The 14,670-nt window shown below is 51.8% G+C and carries 14 protein-coding genes; 1 reads left to right on the forward strand and 13 read right to left on the reverse strand.

The window, feature by feature from the left end; all coding sequences use genetic code 11:
- Positions 1–43 precede the first annotated feature (43 nt).
- The 6 genes from LIZ87_RS15120 to LIZ87_RS15145 all read right to left on the reverse strand — a co-directional run bounded on the left by LIZ87_RS15120 (position 44) and on the right by LIZ87_RS15145 (position 6,066).
- Positions 44–346: a DUF6637 family protein gene (locus LIZ87_RS15120; protein WP_178313225.1), complete on the reverse strand. Its 303-nt coding sequence runs from the start codon at positions 344–346 to the stop codon at positions 44–46.
- A gap of 77 nt (positions 347–423) precedes the next feature.
- Positions 424–1,410, reverse strand: coding sequence for an ornithine carbamoyltransferase (gene argF / locus LIZ87_RS15125; RefSeq protein ID WP_178313224.1), 987 nt, complete (start codon positions 1,408–1,410; stop codon positions 424–426).
- A gap of 268 nt (positions 1,411–1,678) precedes the next feature.
- A complete protein-coding gene (locus LIZ87_RS15130; protein ID WP_227148193.1) occupies positions 1,679–2,929 on the reverse strand; it encodes a patatin-like phospholipase family protein in 1,251 nt (416 codons plus the stop codon).
- The gene (locus LIZ87_RS15135; protein WP_178316821.1) at positions 2,913–3,167 is read right to left on the reverse strand and encodes an NfeD family protein; all 255 of its coding nucleotides are present in this window, start codon (positions 3,165–3,167) and stop codon (positions 2,913–2,915) included. The genes LIZ87_RS15130 and LIZ87_RS15135 overlap by 17 nt, the downstream gene beginning before the upstream one ends.
- A 23-nt stretch (positions 3,168–3,190) precedes the next feature.
- Positions 3,191–4,003 (reverse strand): TrmH family RNA methyltransferase, encoded by an 813-nt coding sequence (locus tag LIZ87_RS15140; protein WP_227148195.1) that lies wholly within the window; start codon positions 4,001–4,003, stop codon positions 3,191–3,193.
- Between the two features lie 47 nt (positions 4,004–4,050).
- Complete coding sequence (locus LIZ87_RS15145) at positions 4,051–6,066, reverse strand: NAD(+) synthase (protein ID WP_227148197.1); 2,016 nt, start codon at positions 6,064–6,066, stop codon at positions 4,051–4,053.
- Between the two features lie 296 nt (positions 6,067–6,362).
- On the opposite strand from LIZ87_RS15145, the gene LIZ87_RS15150 reads away from it, so the two are divergent.
- Entirely contained in the window at positions 6,363–7,124 is a 762-nt protein-coding gene (locus tag LIZ87_RS15150; protein WP_178316077.1) for a tRNA threonylcarbamoyladenosine dehydratase, read from the forward strand.
- On the opposite strand, the gene LIZ87_RS15155 is transcribed toward LIZ87_RS15150, so the two are convergent.
- From LIZ87_RS15155 to LIZ87_RS15185, 7 genes are all read right to left on the reverse strand, one after another.
- Positions 7,103–8,002 carry a YitT family protein gene (locus LIZ87_RS15155; RefSeq protein WP_178316078.1) on the reverse strand — a complete coding sequence of 300 codons (900 nt, stop codon included), beginning with the start codon at positions 8,000–8,002 and terminating at the stop codon, positions 7,103–7,105. The genes LIZ87_RS15150 and LIZ87_RS15155 overlap by 22 nt on opposite strands.
- A 105-nt stretch (positions 8,003–8,107) precedes the next feature.
- A complete protein-coding gene (locus tag LIZ87_RS15160) occupies positions 8,108–8,542 on the reverse strand; it encodes an RrF2 family transcriptional regulator (RefSeq protein WP_227148199.1) in 435 nt (144 codons plus the stop codon).
- Between the two features lie 443 nt (positions 8,543–8,985).
- A complete protein-coding gene (locus LIZ87_RS15165; RefSeq protein ID WP_178313500.1) occupies positions 8,986–10,134 on the reverse strand; it encodes an alpha/beta hydrolase in 1,149 nt (382 codons plus the stop codon).
- Complete coding sequence (locus tag LIZ87_RS15170; RefSeq protein WP_178313502.1) at positions 10,112–10,927, reverse strand: response regulator transcription factor; 816 nt, start codon at positions 10,925–10,927, stop codon at positions 10,112–10,114. The genes LIZ87_RS15165 and LIZ87_RS15170 overlap by 23 nt, the downstream gene beginning before the upstream one ends.
- 24 nt (positions 10,928–10,951) lie before the next feature.
- On the reverse strand, positions 10,952–12,694 hold the full coding sequence (locus LIZ87_RS15175) for a cache domain-containing sensor histidine kinase (protein WP_227148201.1): 1,743 nt from the start codon (positions 12,692–12,694) through the stop codon (positions 10,952–10,954).
- A 189-nt stretch (positions 12,695–12,883) separates the two neighbouring features.
- The gene (locus LIZ87_RS15180) at positions 12,884–13,708 is read right to left on the reverse strand and encodes a carbohydrate ABC transporter permease (RefSeq protein WP_227148203.1); all 825 of its coding nucleotides are present in this window, start codon (positions 13,706–13,708) and stop codon (positions 12,884–12,886) included.
- Positions 13,708–14,550: a carbohydrate ABC transporter permease gene (locus LIZ87_RS15185; protein ID WP_227148205.1), complete on the reverse strand. Its 843-nt coding sequence runs from the start codon at positions 14,548–14,550 to the stop codon at positions 13,708–13,710. The genes LIZ87_RS15180 and LIZ87_RS15185 overlap by 1 nt, the downstream gene beginning before the upstream one ends.
- Between the last annotated feature and the right edge of the window lie 120 nt (positions 14,551–14,670).

The raw sequence follows: 14,670 nt of genomic DNA on the forward strand, positions 1-14,670 counted from the left end.
TTGCACGGCTTGAAGCCCTGGTGTCTTGTCCCTCACCAGATCCTTAAAACCACAGGCTCACTGCGCTCAAAATGCCCAGGAAGCCCAAAAAGACGGCTAAAAGCAGCTGGAATACTCCTACCCGGAATTTCCGCTTATCCCTTCCTCTTGTCTTAAGCTGGAAAACGCAGCTGATCCCATTTAAAACTGCTGACAGCAAAAATACCAGAGGGAAAAGCATCAGATTTCCCTCCGGATTGATAAATGACAGCACTGCCAAGATCACAATGGCGGTTCCCAGAATCAGGTGGGCCACATCCAGGAATACCCCGGCGTGGCGCACACTCCGTCCCTTATGTCCATGCATATATCTTATTCTCCTAAATCTTCATGCTGCCAAGCAGCACACGCGCCGCCGCATTTTAAAAATCTGACGGCAGACTCTTACTGTAATGTTGCAAGCATGACAGCCTTGATGGTATGCATTCTGTTCTCAGCCTCATCAAATACAACAGACTGGCTGGACTCGAATACCTCGTCTGTCACCTCAAGCTCTGATACGTGGAAGCGCTCGCCCATTTCCTTACCGATCTTTGTCTTCAGATCGTGGAAGGATGGCAGGCAGTGAAGGAAGATCGCCTGGGGGCCTGCGCAGTCCATAACAGCCTTTGTAACCTTATATGGGCTCAGATCATGGATCCGCTCCTCCCAGATCTCATCCGGCTCACCCATAGATACCCACACGTCTGTGTCGATCACGTCAGCTCCCTTTACCGCTGTCATCACATCCTCTGTCAGGGTGATGGAGCCGCCGCTAGCCGCTGCATATGCCTGGCACTGCTCTACCAGGGCCTTATCGGGGAAGTACTTTTCCGGCGCACAGGCGACGAAATGCATCCCCATCTTTGCGCAGGCAACCATCAGGGAGTTACCCATATTATAACGCGCATCGCCCATATAAACAAGCTTTACTCCCTTTAAATGTCCCAAATGCTCGCGGATGGTCAGAAGGTCTGCCAGCATCTGGGTGGGATGGTACTCATTTGTCAGGCCGTTCCATACAGGCACGCCTGCATATTTTGCCAGCTCCTCCACGATCTCCTGTCCAAAGCCTCTGTACTCAATTCCCTCATACATCCGTCCAAGAACCCTTGCAGTGTCTGCAATGCTCTCCTTCTTGCCGATCTGGGAGCCAGAAGGATCCAGATAGGTGGTTCCCATTCCCAGGTCATGGGCAGCTACCTCAAAAGCACAGCGTGTTCTGGTGCTGGTCTTCTCAAAGATCAGGGCCACATTTTTGCCCCTTAAGGAATCCACCAGGATGCCTTTTTTCTTCTTCTCCTTCAGGTCAGCAGCAAGATCCAGAAGGTATGTAATCTCCTCTGGTGTATAATCTTTCAGTGTTAAAAAATGTCTTCCCTTTAAATTCATAGTTTCCTCCGTATTCTGCCATATATCATGGCGTAAATTTTTTATAATTATTAATAATTATGCAACTTTATGCATAATATACTACATCATAGGTGAGATGTCAAGCAGAGTCTTCCTGAAGCTTTTGCATATTGCGCCGCGGCTGCTGAGAGGAAGGTCGGAGCGACTTTGCAGGACATAAGAAGCACTTAGGCAGCTGGCTTTTCCGTTCAGAGCAGCATCAATGATTGTTTGAGCGCAGCGAGTTGCGCCCGTGCTGCTCTGGTTCTTAGGAAAAATCAGGTGTCTTAGTGCTTCTTATATCCGAAACCGGAGCGTCGGCCGTCCTCTCAGCAGCCGCGGTGCAGCATGCAAAAGCTCCGAGCTTCTTCCTTTCTTCTGCCGCCCTTCTTCTGCATATGAGGCCCAACAGGGAATCAGGCGTATAGATCTTAAAACGGCTGATGCGGTACTGTTTTGCAAGCTCCTCTAAAACAGCCAGATAGAGCGCCTTGTAATCCCAGCCCTCCTTCAGCTTAAGCTCCTTTGCAATGCGCGGGAATATCTCCTCTGTGTACAGCCGGTAGCCTGACCGTTCTTCCCCATAAGGGGCCAGCTTCTCCTCCGGCTTCAGCCATGAGAGGATCTGGTGGGTCTCCGTCATCATGCGGTCAAAGTAATAGGCCTCTCCCTCCGGGGCATCCAAGTAGTAGCTGCGCCCCTCAAGTCCATACAGCATCCGGCTGGCATCCATATAGCCCAGGAGCATGTTTCTCCTGGCCCTCTTCCTGTCAAATTCCAAAATGCCGCCCAGCTCCTGGCGGGGCGCCACATGATAGAGATTCACATCCTCCGGCACCGCAAAACGCCTCTCTGTGTCCACTCCGTAGCCGTAAATGCGCAGCACGATGATATCCTTATATCCTCTCTCTGCCAGCACGTCCACAGGCACATTGTTGATGCCGCCTCCGTCCATATAATACTTTCCGCCCAGCCTCTCCTGGCGGAAGCCGATGAGATAGGCGCTGGCCATAAGGATATCCGGTATTTCCCCCTCCGGTACCTCCTTCACATTGACAGAAAGGGGCTGACGGTCAGAGAGGGAGTATGTGACTACGTAGAGCTCCCTGCCGGATCCCCGTATCTTCTCCTCATCCACGGCCTCCCCGATCAGCTGTCTCAAGGGGGCAATATCAAAGCCTCTGTCCTTTAAGATACGCTTTGCGGTCCCTATGACCTCGCTTATGTTCAGTCCGGAAAGATTCTTGAAGGTAACATTTTTAAGCCTCTCCACCAGAGCGTCATCCACATCCATCACTCTGGAATAGCGGATGGTCTCCCAGATGTGCTCTGCCCTGTCAAATTCGTCCATGCAGATAAGGGCGCCGTTTAAGGCTCCCACAGAGGTTCCTGCGATCCCCTTTATCCGTATCCCCGCTTCCCGAAGGGCACGCCAGGCGCCTATCTGGTAGGCTCCCCTGGCTCCGCCGCCCTCCAGCACAAGTCCGTATTCCCGTTCCCTGTCAATCTGCAGCCTCATGGTGCCTGCCAGCCCTCCCTCTTCCCGCAAACAGAAATGCTGCCGGACGCAGGAGTATCAGAGTCAGAAAGGACACTGCCAGAAATACTGCCAGCTGCCCCTCCATGGATAGTCCTGCCTGACACCCGATCCAGGCCCCCACGGAGCCTGCTGCAAACCACAGCGACACAAAGCAGCCGCACAAAAGCTCCAGACCTAAAAACGCCAAAAATGTCAAAAGCCATCCGATCGACGCCATCCTATGCTCCTCTCTGCGGCTTTTTATTTTGACCTCCTCTGCCTTGCTGCCTCAAACATGAGGACAGAGGCAGCCACGGCTGCATTTAAGGATTCCACCTTTCCGGCCATTGGTATCCTGATATAGCAGTCTGCCAGGGCCGCTGTTTCCTCCGTTAAGCCGTTTGCTTCATTTCCGATCAAAAAGCCTACACTGCCAGTATAATCCTCTTTGTCATAATTATTCGTTCCTTTTAAATGTGCTGCAAACAGGCGCACCCCATGGGCTTTCATCTCCCGGCAGGCCTCCTCCAGGGAATCCACATACACGAAGGGGACACGGAAGATGGAGCCCATGGTGGAGCGTATCACCTTTGGGTTGTAAATGTCTGCTGTCTCCTTATTCATCACCACGCCTGTGATGCCTGCGCCCTCTCCTGCCCGGATGATAGTGCCCAGGTTTCCGGGGTCCTGAAGTGTCTCCAGTATCATGATGGTATGAGGCTTTTCCTGGGATGGGGCGGACGCAAGACCTGCCTTTCCAGCCAGAATATCCTCCAGCCGGTATCTTCTCTGTCTCATCACCGCCAGTACTCCCTGGGGCGTCTTCGTATCTGCCATGGTGTTCATCACTGCCTCGGTCACCAGCTCATACCGATAGGAGGACAGCCATCTGCGGTTCTCCTCCTCTGCCAGGAAGGGCTCTGTGACATACAGGGAATCCACCTCCTCTTTCCGGCATTCCCTGCACATGCGCAGTCCCTCTGCCACATACATGCCCTCCTCACGGCGGGCCTTTGCCTTTGTGCGCAGGTTTACCACCCGCTTGACCTGCTTATTTGATGTGCTGTTTATCATAGTCTCTTCTCCTTACCCATGCGTTCAGGGCCGGGACTCCTGCAAGCTTATCCCAGCCGCTCCAGCTCCTCCAGCCAGAGTCTGCTTGAGCCGTCGCTGGGCATCCTGAGATCCCCTCTGGGCGATACGGCTACGGAACCCACCTTTGGCCCGTCAGGCAGGCAGGAGCGCTTAAACTGCTGGCTGAAGAACCTTCTGTAGAATACCTTCAGCCATTTTAAAATGACCTCTCTGCCGTACTGCCCCTCGAAGGCCTGGAGAGCCATACGGTATATCTTTGAAGGCCTGTAGCCGAAACGCAGCACATAATAGAGGTAAAAATCGTGCAGCTCGTAGGGGCCTACCAGGTCCTCTGTCTTCTGGGATATCTTTCCATCCTCAGGGGGCAGAAGCTCCGGGCTTACCGGGGTATCAAGCACGTCCAGAAGCACCTCAGAAAGCTCCTTCTCCCCGCAGGTATCGGCATAATAGCGCACCAGATGGCGGACCAGCGTCTTAGGCACAGAGGCGTTGACGCCGTACATGGACATGTGGTCTCCGTTGTAGGTGGCCCAGCCCAGGGCCAGCTCTGACATATCTCCTGTGCCGATCACAAGGCCTCCTGTCTGGTTGGAAATGTCCATAAGGATCTGCGTACGCTCCCTGGCCTGCCCATTTTCATAGGTGACATCATGGTTGTCCATGCTGTGGCCGATGTCTGCAAAGTGCTGGGCCACAGACTGCCTGATATTGATCTCCCTGAGCTCGGCCCCTACCTTTCTCGCCATGGTGCAGGCATTGGTATAAGTCCTGTCCGTGGTGCCGAAGCACGGCATGGTGATGCAGTGGATGCTGCTCCTGGGGATTTTTAACATGTCAAAGGCGCGGACGGTCACCAGAAGGGCCAGGGTGGAGTCCAGGCCGCCGGATAAGCCGATCACCGCATTTTGGCAGCCTGTGTGCTCCAGGCGTTTTTTCAGGCCCATGGCCTGGATGGAAAGGATCTCCTCGCACCGGCGGTTCCTCTGGGCCGGATCATGGGGAACAAAGGGAGCCGGGTCAATGTAGCGGAGAATCCTGCTGGTTTGGCTGGTTTGGCTGCTCTGACCGCCCTGGCTGCCGGGACCGCTTTGGCTGCTCTGACCGGCCTGTACGGCCATTGCCTCCTGACCTGCGCCCCTCTCAAAGGAAAACTCCACCACCATATATCCTCCTGCCTCCCTGGCCGTCTCCGGGGCCGGGAAGGTAGTCATGCGGCGGCGCTCACTGTCAAGGCGTTCAAGATCCATGTCCGCGCAGATGCTTTCGTTTACAAAGCGCCTGGACTCCACCAGACAGGTGCCGTTCTCCGCAATGATATTCTGTCCTCCGAATACCAGATCCTGGGTGGACTCCCCATCTCCTGCATTTGCATAAACATAACCGCAGACCAGCCTTGCCGACTGGCTGCAGATGAGCTCGTGGCGGTATGCGTCCTTTCCGGTGGTCTCATCGCTGGCAGAGCAGTTGACGACCACCGTGGCTCCTGCCATTGCGTGGGAAATGCTGGGCGGGCAGGGCACCCACACGTCCTCGCAGATCTCCACTGCCACGGTAAGCCCCGGCATATTGGTGCAGCAAAACAGCAGGTTCATGCCCATAGGCACATTTTCTCCCTCCCATTCCACCATAACAGGGCGCTCATTGCCGGGACAGAAATGGCGCGCCTCATAGAACTCAGAGTAGTTGGGCAGATTCTTCTTCGGCACAAGTCCCAAAAGCCTGCCGTTCTTTATAACTGCTGCTGCATTGTAGAGCTTTCCCTCTCTCTCCCAGGGAAGTCCCACAAATACCAGCATGTCCTTTCCCTCTGTGGCCTTCAGGATATCCTTCAATCCTGCCTTTGCCTCCCTTAACAGGGAGGACTGCAGAAATAAGTCGCTGCAGGTATAGGCCGTGAGACACAGCTCCGGAAATGCCATGAGCTTTACGCCATGCCGGTTTCCCTCCTCTATCAGGTTTATGATCTGCTCACTGTTGTACTTCGGGTCTGCCACATGAATCTTCGGGGTGGCCGCAGCTGCTCTTAAAAAACCATCTTTCATTTACTGCCTCCATTTGTATCATTCTATTATATTCTTATATTATTTTCCCTTTTTTGACCTCAATTGTATCATAAAACAGAGAAAAATCATAGAGGAAACGAAAAGTAGCCGGTTTTAAAAGACTTTTTGTCTTTTTATAAAAACCCCCTTGACTAATTGTAGAATTTGCTGTATACTTGTTATGTTCAGAACATGCGTTCTGTACATTATGTAAAGCCCTGCACCACTACTACCACACTTGTCAGGGCTTTATTTTTATGTCTGAAAGCAAATCCCATATAAAAGGAGTGGTTTCCATGATACATGAATTTTCCAGAACAGAAATGCTCATCGGCAAGGAGGGGCTTGATGCCTTACAGGAGGCCTCTGTTGCCGTCTTCGGCATTGGCGGCGTTGGCTCCCATGCGGTGGATGCCCTGGCACGCTGCGGTGTGGGCCGCCTCATCCTGGTCGACAACGACACCGTATCCCTCACAAATGTAAACCGCCAGAGCATTGCCTTCCACAGCACCATAGGACGCTATAAGACCCAGGTCATGAAGGAGCGCATCGCGGATATCTGCCCTCACATCCAGGTCACTACCTTTGAGGAATTTGTGCTCCCACAGAATCTGGAACCCCTTTTTGAGACCATAGGAAATGCGATTGGCTCCGAAAGGCAGGTTGATTATATTCTGGATGCCATTGATACGGTCTCCGCAAAGCTGGCCCTCGCAGCCTATGCCTATGAGCATCACATCCCCCTGATCTCCTCCATGGGCACAGGCAACAAGCTCCACGGTGAGATGTTCCGGATCTCCGACATTTCCCAGACCTCTGTCTGCCCTCTGTGCAGGGTGATGCGCAAGGAGCTGAAGGTGCGCCATATCCCTTCCTTAAAGGTATGCTGGTCCCCGGAGCAGCCCCTTACCCCCGCTCCGACCTCAGAGGACACAGGAAAAAGGCGCGCCACACCGGGGAGCATTTCCTTTGTTCCCCCTGTGGCGGGCCTTCTCATTGCGGGTGAGATCATCCGGGATCTTATGCCCCCATCCCATCACTCTAAGGGCGCACGGTAGAAGCTTCCTACAAACTGCTGCGTCCTCAGCACATTGATGATGATATGCTCATCTGCTGCCTGCATCACATGGACCGCATCGCTGACCTCATAGGAGGATATCACCGTATTCAGCAGATACATTTTCTTTTTGCTGTAGCCTCCGATGGCCTCCACGCAGGAGATCCCGTGCTTGAAACGCCCAATATAAGCGTCCACCACTTCAGGCCCCTTCATGGTCGTGACCTGGAGCGTCACAAGCTCATAGCGGTGATGGAAAGCCGATATCATCCTTGTGGAAATGAACTGGAAAATAATGGAATATCCTGCATACTTCCAGCCAAAAATAGAGCCGTAAAAGCAGTACATCACAGCATTTCCGAAAAATACATAGCTCCATATGGAATGCCCTGTCTTGTTGGACACAAAGAGGGCGATGAAATCCGTGCCTCCGGTGGAGGCATTTCCCCGCAGGGCAATGACGATGGATGCCCCCATCACAACACCGCCGAATATCACATTGAGAAATTCATCCTGAAAAATGGGCCTAAAGGAGCAGACCTGCAAAAACAAGCTGCTGAGCATGACCTGTATCAGGGAAAATGCCGTAAAGCGGATGCCGATCCCCTTGCAGCACAAAAGGGCTACCGGAATGTTTAACAGGAGCATGGTAAGCTGCATGGGGATATTGATGCCCACAAGCTCTCCCAGACGCTCCACCAGCATGGAAAGACCCGTAAAGCCGCCGGAAATGATACCTGCCGGACGCACAAACACCTGGATGGCATAGGCCTGGACAAGGGCAGCCGCGATCACTGCCACTGCTGTCATTCCCAAACGCACCCTTGTATCCTTCCTCCATTTTTGAATATTTGCTGTTATCTGTCTGATCTGTTTCATATCTGATCTGTAACCTTCCCTATTTTTCAATCATTGCGGCTGCCGTCCCGATGTGAGCATCCGCCTGACACGGGCTTGCGCAGGCACAGGCCGCCGAAAAGCTTATTATATCACATAGTGATCCTTCATCTCATTCTGCCACTGCACCAGATCCTCCAGCGTATACCGGTCCACTACCCCGGAGATCGCTGCATCCAGCTCCCGCCACAGCCTCAGGGTAACGCAGCCCTCCTGGCGCGTACAGGGATTTTTTCCGGTACTCAGGCAGTCCACCGGGGCAAGGTTCCCCTCTGTCACCCGCAGGATCATCCCTACCGTATACTCCCCGGCCTGGCGGGACAGATAGTAGCCCCCCTGGTTTCCCCGTATGCTGCGCACAAACCCGGCTCTTGAGAGAATGGCAATGATCTGCTCCAGATATTTTCCCGAAATCCCCTGCCTGCTTGCAATGTCCTTTATCTTCACCGGCTCCCCATCCCCGTGAACAGCCAGGTCCACCATGGTCCTTAAGGCATACCGCCCTTTTGTCGATACCAGCATACAGCCTCACATCCTTTTTGTATTATTCTTTCGTTGGATTTACAAAAATATACCTCCTTTATCATACTATTCCCCTAGGAAATATGTCAATGGGTATTTACCTTAAGTTTCCGCAGGCTGCACCGCGGCGGTTACCGTTTGGGCGGCTGCAGGGAGGGCGGCTGGAGCGACTTTGCAGGATATTAGAAGCACTTAGGCAGCTGGTTTTTCCGTTCAGAGCAGCATCAATGATTGTTTGAGCGCAGAGAGTTGCATTGATGCTGCTCTGGCTTTTCGGAAAAATCAGGTGCCTTAGTGCTTCTTATGTCCGAAACCGGAGCGAGAGCCGCCCTCCCTGCAGCCGCCCAAACGGTAACCGCCGCGGTGCAGCCTGCGGAAATTCAAGGTATCTGCACAAAACAAGGAGCCCGGCCAAAACCAGACTCCCGATCCTGTTATTCACTCTATTTATCAGACCACAGCTCTCTCTGCATATGCCGGTCCGCATAATCCATAATGCAGTCCCAGTCATATTCATCCAGATCATGGTTTCCTGTCTTGTGGTGATGGCCGATCCTTCCCTCGTGGAGCGGGTGTTCCGGCAGGGGCTTTTCTCTCTCAGGCATTCCTGTGAGGCCTAGCAGCTGGTAGACAGGATCTGCCTGGACACAGGACTCAAACTGTCCTGCCGGGTCTGCCCAACTGTCAAAGGTCTTTGAGGTTGTGTACACAAGCCTGGGGGCGATAAGAGCCAGGAGCATGTGCTGGTCAAAGGGAAGAGCCTCCTCGTTGTCCTTGTACTTCTGGTAATTGCGGCAGAACCAGTAGGGGAAGCGGTTTGCAATATCCCTTATGGTCTCGCCCTTTGATCCCCTTGCAATGGCATCTCCGCTGTTTCCGGCGCAGCTGCTGACAGCCATAGCGAAGCGCTCATCCTGGGCAGTGCACCACAAAGCCGTCTTTCCTCCTCTGGAATGGCCCACCACAGCCACCCTTTTCTCATCGATCAAAGGCTCTGACTCAAAAAAGTCCATGATCCGGCTGGCAGCCCAAGCCCATACCGTCAGGGCTCCCCAGGCGTCATCCGGCCTGTTTTCCTGATATTCCGGGAACAGCTTGTGAAAGCCTGTGGAAAATCCCTCGTCATAATCCGGGGCAACCTCCTGGGTGCGGAAGGCCGCACAGGCATAGCCCCTGGAGATGATGGTCTCTGCAGGATAAAACGGACTTAAAAAATGGCGGGCCGGATCGCTGTCCCGGATGCCCCTGTTGCAGATGGTGATAAAGGCCGGCACAGGCTTTTCGAGGCCTGCCGGGATAAACACCACAAAGGTAAAGCTGAAATGGATCCCCTTTCTCACCGCCTCCACCTCAACGGTCTTTCGGATGGCGCGTCCCTCCATGACATCCTTTGACTGTCTGGAATCTGCCACTCTGAAGCTCACATCCACATCGCTCATGTCGGGCAGACGGCCATATTCCTCTTTTCGAAAGAGCTCCAGGATCTCCGGACGCCTCTTTTCAAACCAGGTCTCCCTGTCCGTTACCTCTGTCCCGTCCAGACAGGTAAAAAGGGACGGCACATTTCTTTTATTTTCTGGCATCTCTATCATGTTCCTTGTCCTCCTTGTCCTTTTTTACATTTGTTTTAATGTCGCTGGGAGCATAGCCGAACTGCTTTTTAAACACCTGGAAAAAGTAGGCATAATCATGATACCCCAGCATGCGGGCCACCTCGTTCACACGGTTCTGAGGATTGCGCAGGAGGATCCTGGCATTCTGCATTTTTACCATGCTCACATAGGCGGCAAAGCCCACTCCCGTCTCCCGCTTAAAGCATTTGCTGAAATGCCCGGTGGAAACAAGCAGCTCCCCGCACACATCCGCAAGATTGATATTTTTCTGGAGATTCCGGTCCACATAGTCGATGGCCTGGGATACCATAGAGGAATACCCAGGCTTTCCTGAACGGATGGCATAAAGCTGTGTTTCCAGCTCATCCATAGGCTCCATACCAGCTTCCAGCTTTTTCTTCTTTATCGCACCTGTCACATGGAGCAGGGCCTGCTCCATCTCCTCCGTCATAATAGGCTTTAACAGATAGTCGCTGACGCCGTACCGTATGGCCTGACGGGCATATTCAAACTGGCTGTAGCCTGAAATGATGATGAACTGGATCTCCTTCTGTTCTTCCTTTACCTTCTTGATAATGTCCAAACCGTTAAATCCCGGCATCTGTATATCAATGATCACAATGGCCGGAGACAGCTCCTGTATTGCCTTCAGTCCCGCTATGCCGTCATATGCGGTGCCTACCAGCCTGCATCCGCATTTTCTCCAGTCCGTGGATCTGGCTATGGCCTCCACCGCAATTTTATTATCATCAATAATTACCACAGGGCACATATTGATTCCCCCCTTTTCCCTCTGTCAGAGCAGAGGCAGCATGATCCTGACCTCCGTATAATGATGGTACTCCGAATCAATGGAAAGGCCGTATTCCTCTCCGTAAAACATCCGTATTCTGTCCTGAACATTGCGGATCCCTACCCGTTTTGATACTCCTTTTCCCTCCTTCAGCTCACAGAGCTTATCCGGATCAATCCCACCGCCGTTGTCCCACACGGAGATCACCAGCTTATCTTCTTCCTCATAGACGGAGATCCGTATGGTGCAGGTTCCGATCATAGGTTCCATGCCGTGGACAAGGGAATTTTCCACAATGGGCTGCAGGATATAGGTGGGTATCCTCACCCTCATAAACGCATCATCCACCTCCCACCGGATATTCAGCCGGTCAGGATAGATCTCCCTGTAAAGCTCCATATAGTTTTCTGCATATTCAAGCTCCTCCGAAAGCTCACAGGAGGTATTCCGCCTGTCGACATTTCCCCGGAAAAATTTGGAAAGCATGCAGATAAGACGGCTCACCTGCTTATCTCCATTGATCTGGGCAATGCCGTTGATAGACTGCAGGATATTAAACAAAAAATGGGGATTTACCTGAGCCTGAAGCTCATGGTAGCGCGCCTCTAAAAGGGCATACCGGTTCTTCTGCTGAAGCTCCTGATTCTTTACCACCTGCTCCATAAGCCCCTTGATGCGCACGGACATCTCCTGTATGCTGAGAGCCAGCACGTCCAGCTCATCCCCCCTGGCGAACAGAACAGGCTCCAGTTCAAACTCTCCTCTGGATATACGGTGAAGATTCTCCAGAAGGACTTTTAGCTTCTTTGCCATTTTGCCAAACAGCAGCCACAAAAGCAGGATCGCAGCTCCAAAAGCAAACACGCCCACCACGGATATCAGGTAAAGGAGATCGGAAAAACGCCGGTTCTTTTCCTTTAAGTCCACCACATGGACAAGCTTAAGCTTTACCCTGCTGATGGGGTATTCTGTCTGTAAAATGCTTCCCCTTTTCTCTGTCCCGTTGTTCCCGTCATAGGCCTCCTCCGCCTGCGCAGGACTGGTGGAATAAAGGGGTTCTCCATTTCTGTCATAGATCGTAAAATATCCGATCTTTGTGCTGTCGATATCATTAAAAATTTCCCTGATCGAGGTATCCTGCACCTCTGCCATGATACAGCCGCAAAAACGCATGGTATAGAAATCAAAGATGGAACGCATCAAAATGATTCCCTCCGGGTTCGTGCTGCTGATCCATACCGTATTGCCCGGCCTGGCACCCAGGTTCTCTTCATTTTCAAGATACAGCTTTGTCAGCTCCGTCTTAACGGGCACAGAGCCCGCCGGCATGGAGACTCTGCGGGCCAGATACGCCTCCTCACAGCTGTCGATCACCGCCACCCAGTTGATATCATCGTTCATACTCAGGATCTCATCCAGGTAGTAGTGCACGCGCGCGCGCAGGAAAAGCCCATTTCTTCCGTCCCCATCCTCCATCTGTATGAGCAGAGGACCAAAACGCTCATTGGTCAGCGTAAGAGGCACCGTATCCTCCGAAAGCTCCTTCAGGGACACATCCACATTCCGGCATATCTGCTCTGTCAAAGTATCTGAGTGGTAGGTGAGCTCCTCCTCAAACCTTCTGCAGCTCATCTCATAGATGCATAAAAGCGCTCCTAAAAAGATAATGCCCAGAAAAAGGAGAACCATGATCATCTTAAAATGCAGTGTTTTTCTGAAATGGATCCTGTTGTCCTGCTGCTCCACCTTTCCACCTCCGCTGTTACGCCCATTCCTGTTACCGCTGAAAAATACGCTGCTATTTTTTTAGCTATGAGCACTTAGAGCACGTCTTTGGGGCTCTTACGTGCGATGCATGAAAAATAGTTCGCAAGGTCTTTCACGAGCGTTACTATTTTTTTAAGATATAGCAATCAGCTGCGGTCTTGTCAAGCATTATCCTTTCACTGCGCCGGATGTGATCCCCCCAATGATATACTTCTGCAGAGCAAGATATAAGATCAGGATCGGTATCATGGACAGAATGAAAAGTGCAAATGCCAGCCCCAGCTCAATGCTGTTTTCTCCAAAGAAAAAGTATTGGGTCAGCGGCACATTTCTCACCGGCTTTTTCTGCAAAAGAGTGAGGGACATCTGGAAATCATTCCATACGTTTAAGGTATTCAGCACCACAGAGGTGAGGATGATCGGCTTCATGAGCGGGAACACGATTCTGAAAAATACAGAGTAGAGCCCTGCTCCGTCTATGGCGGCCGCCTCCTCCAGCTCTTTTGGTATGCTCTTCACAAAGCCCGACACTAAGAGCACCGTAAATGCGATCTGAAAGCCGATCTTTGCCATCACAAAGCCGTGAAGGGTGTTTAAAAGCTTCCAGCGGGTCATATCAATGTACAGGGGCGTCATAATGGACTGAAAGGGAATGATCATTGCGCCCACGAAAATATAGTAGATGGTATTATAAAACCGGTTATTCTTTCTGGCAATGATATAAGCTGCCATGGTACAGATCAGGGTAATGATGATAACTGCCCATGCCGTTGTCACCAGGCTGTTTTTCATAGCCAGTCCAAAATTTGAGGTCTCCACTGCCCTGCTAAAGTTGTCCCAATGGATCACCTTTGGAAAGGCAAGGCGGTTCTTCACCATCTCCGGCTTTGACTTCACGGAATAAATAATGGCGATATAAAACGGACTGATAACAAGGAGAGCTACCAGGATCCTGAATAAAAGGAATGCAATTTTCTGAGGCCTGTGCTTCACTATATCTCCACCTCCCTTGCTCTGAGACTCTTAGAAACCAGCGTGCTTACCGCAAAAATAGCAATGGTGAATACCACCGCAATAGCCTGCCCGTAGCCTGCCCTGAAATAGGTGAACAGATTGTTGTAGATCAGCATCGCCACTGTCTCAGATGCCCGTCCCGGACCTCCTGCAGTCGCTGCCATAGGATAATCAAACACCTTCATGCCCCAGGCTAAGAGCAGCGTAAAATTAGCGGTCACTGCGGGACCGATCATGGGAAAGGTAATGAATTTAAATTTCTGCCAGGCTGTAGCTCCTTCCAGGTTTGCCGCTTCATAATAGTCCGTGGACACTCCCTGAATAGCAGCGATGTAAACTACCATACAGTATCCGGCATCTCTCCACACAGAGATCACCGCCAGTCCCAGCATGACCCAGGTCGTGCTCCCTAAAGGGCTTGGAATGCCGAAAATGTCATAAAATACATCGCTGTACACATACCGCCATATGTAGGATGACAGCACCAGGCTGAGGCAGTAGGGCACGAAAATACAGGTTCTGAGCACGTTGTTGAGTTTTGACACCTTTGCGATCATAAGGGCAAAGAGAAGCCCGAACAGGTTTGAAAATACCATGGTAAGAGCTGTGAAAATCAGCGTATTTTTGGTGGCATTGATCACATTTGCATCCTGGAAAATACGCAGATAGTTGCTGAGACCCACAAATGCCTTATTGGGACTCATGCCGTCCCATTTTGTAAAGGAAATGGGAAAGCCCTGCAAAAACGGATACGCCACAAAGACGGAAAACATGATGATCGCAGGTAAAATAAAGGTAAATTCCTGGAGTCTTTTTTTCATCTTTTGGTTCATTGCTGCCTCCATTCTGTTGTTACTATAAAAGTCCTGCCGCCGAATAGGCGGCATGTATTCAGGTATGCCAAATGCGCCCACCAGACTCTTATGGTGCGGTAGTGCGTC

The organism is Lacrimispora sp. 210928-DFI.3.58 (assembly GCF_020554865.1).
GTDB lineage: Bacteria > Bacillota > Clostridia > Lachnospirales > Lachnospiraceae > Enterocloster.

Coding starts and splice junctions, on each gene's coding strand:
- LIZ87_RS15185 (WP_227148205.1), bottom strand. CDS start 14,550: ATGAAAAAAAGACTCCAGGAATTTACCTTTATTTTACCTGCGATCATC.
- LIZ87_RS15155 (WP_178316078.1), bottom strand. CDS start 8,002: ATGAAACAGATCAGACAGATAACAGCAAATATTCAAAAATGGAGGAAG.
- LIZ87_RS15135 (WP_178316821.1), bottom strand. CDS start 3,167: ATGGCGTCGATCGGATGGCTTTTGACATTTTTGGCGTTTTTAGGTCTG.
- LIZ87_RS15145 (WP_227148197.1), bottom strand. CDS start 6,066: ATGAAAGATGGTTTTTTAAGAGCAGCTGCGGCCACCCCGAAGATTCAT.
- LIZ87_RS15130 (WP_227148193.1), bottom strand. CDS start 2,929: ATGAGGCTGCAGATTGACAGGGAACGGGAATACGGACTTGTGCTGGAG.
- LIZ87_RS15140 (WP_227148195.1), bottom strand. CDS start 4,003: ATGATAAACAGCACATCAAATAAGCAGGTCAAGCGGGTGGTAAACCTG.
- LIZ87_RS15150 (WP_178316077.1), top strand. CDS start 6,363: ATGATACATGAATTTTCCAGAACAGAAATGCTCATCGGCAAGGAGGGG.
- LIZ87_RS15170 (WP_178313502.1), bottom strand. CDS start 10,927: ATGTGCCCTGTGGTAATTATTGATGATAATAAAATTGCGGTGGAGGCC.
- LIZ87_RS15165 (WP_178313500.1), bottom strand. CDS start 10,134: ATGATAGAGATGCCAGAAAATAAAAGAAATGTGCCGTCCCTTTTTACC.
- LIZ87_RS15160 (WP_227148199.1), bottom strand. CDS start 8,542: ATGCTGGTATCGACAAAAGGGCGGTATGCCTTAAGGACCATGGTGGAC.
- argF (WP_178313224.1), bottom strand. CDS start 1,410: ATGAATTTAAAGGGAAGACATTTTTTAACACTGAAAGATTATACACCA.
- LIZ87_RS15120 (WP_178313225.1), bottom strand. CDS start 346: ATGCATGGACATAAGGGACGGAGTGTGCGCCACGCCGGGGTATTCCTG.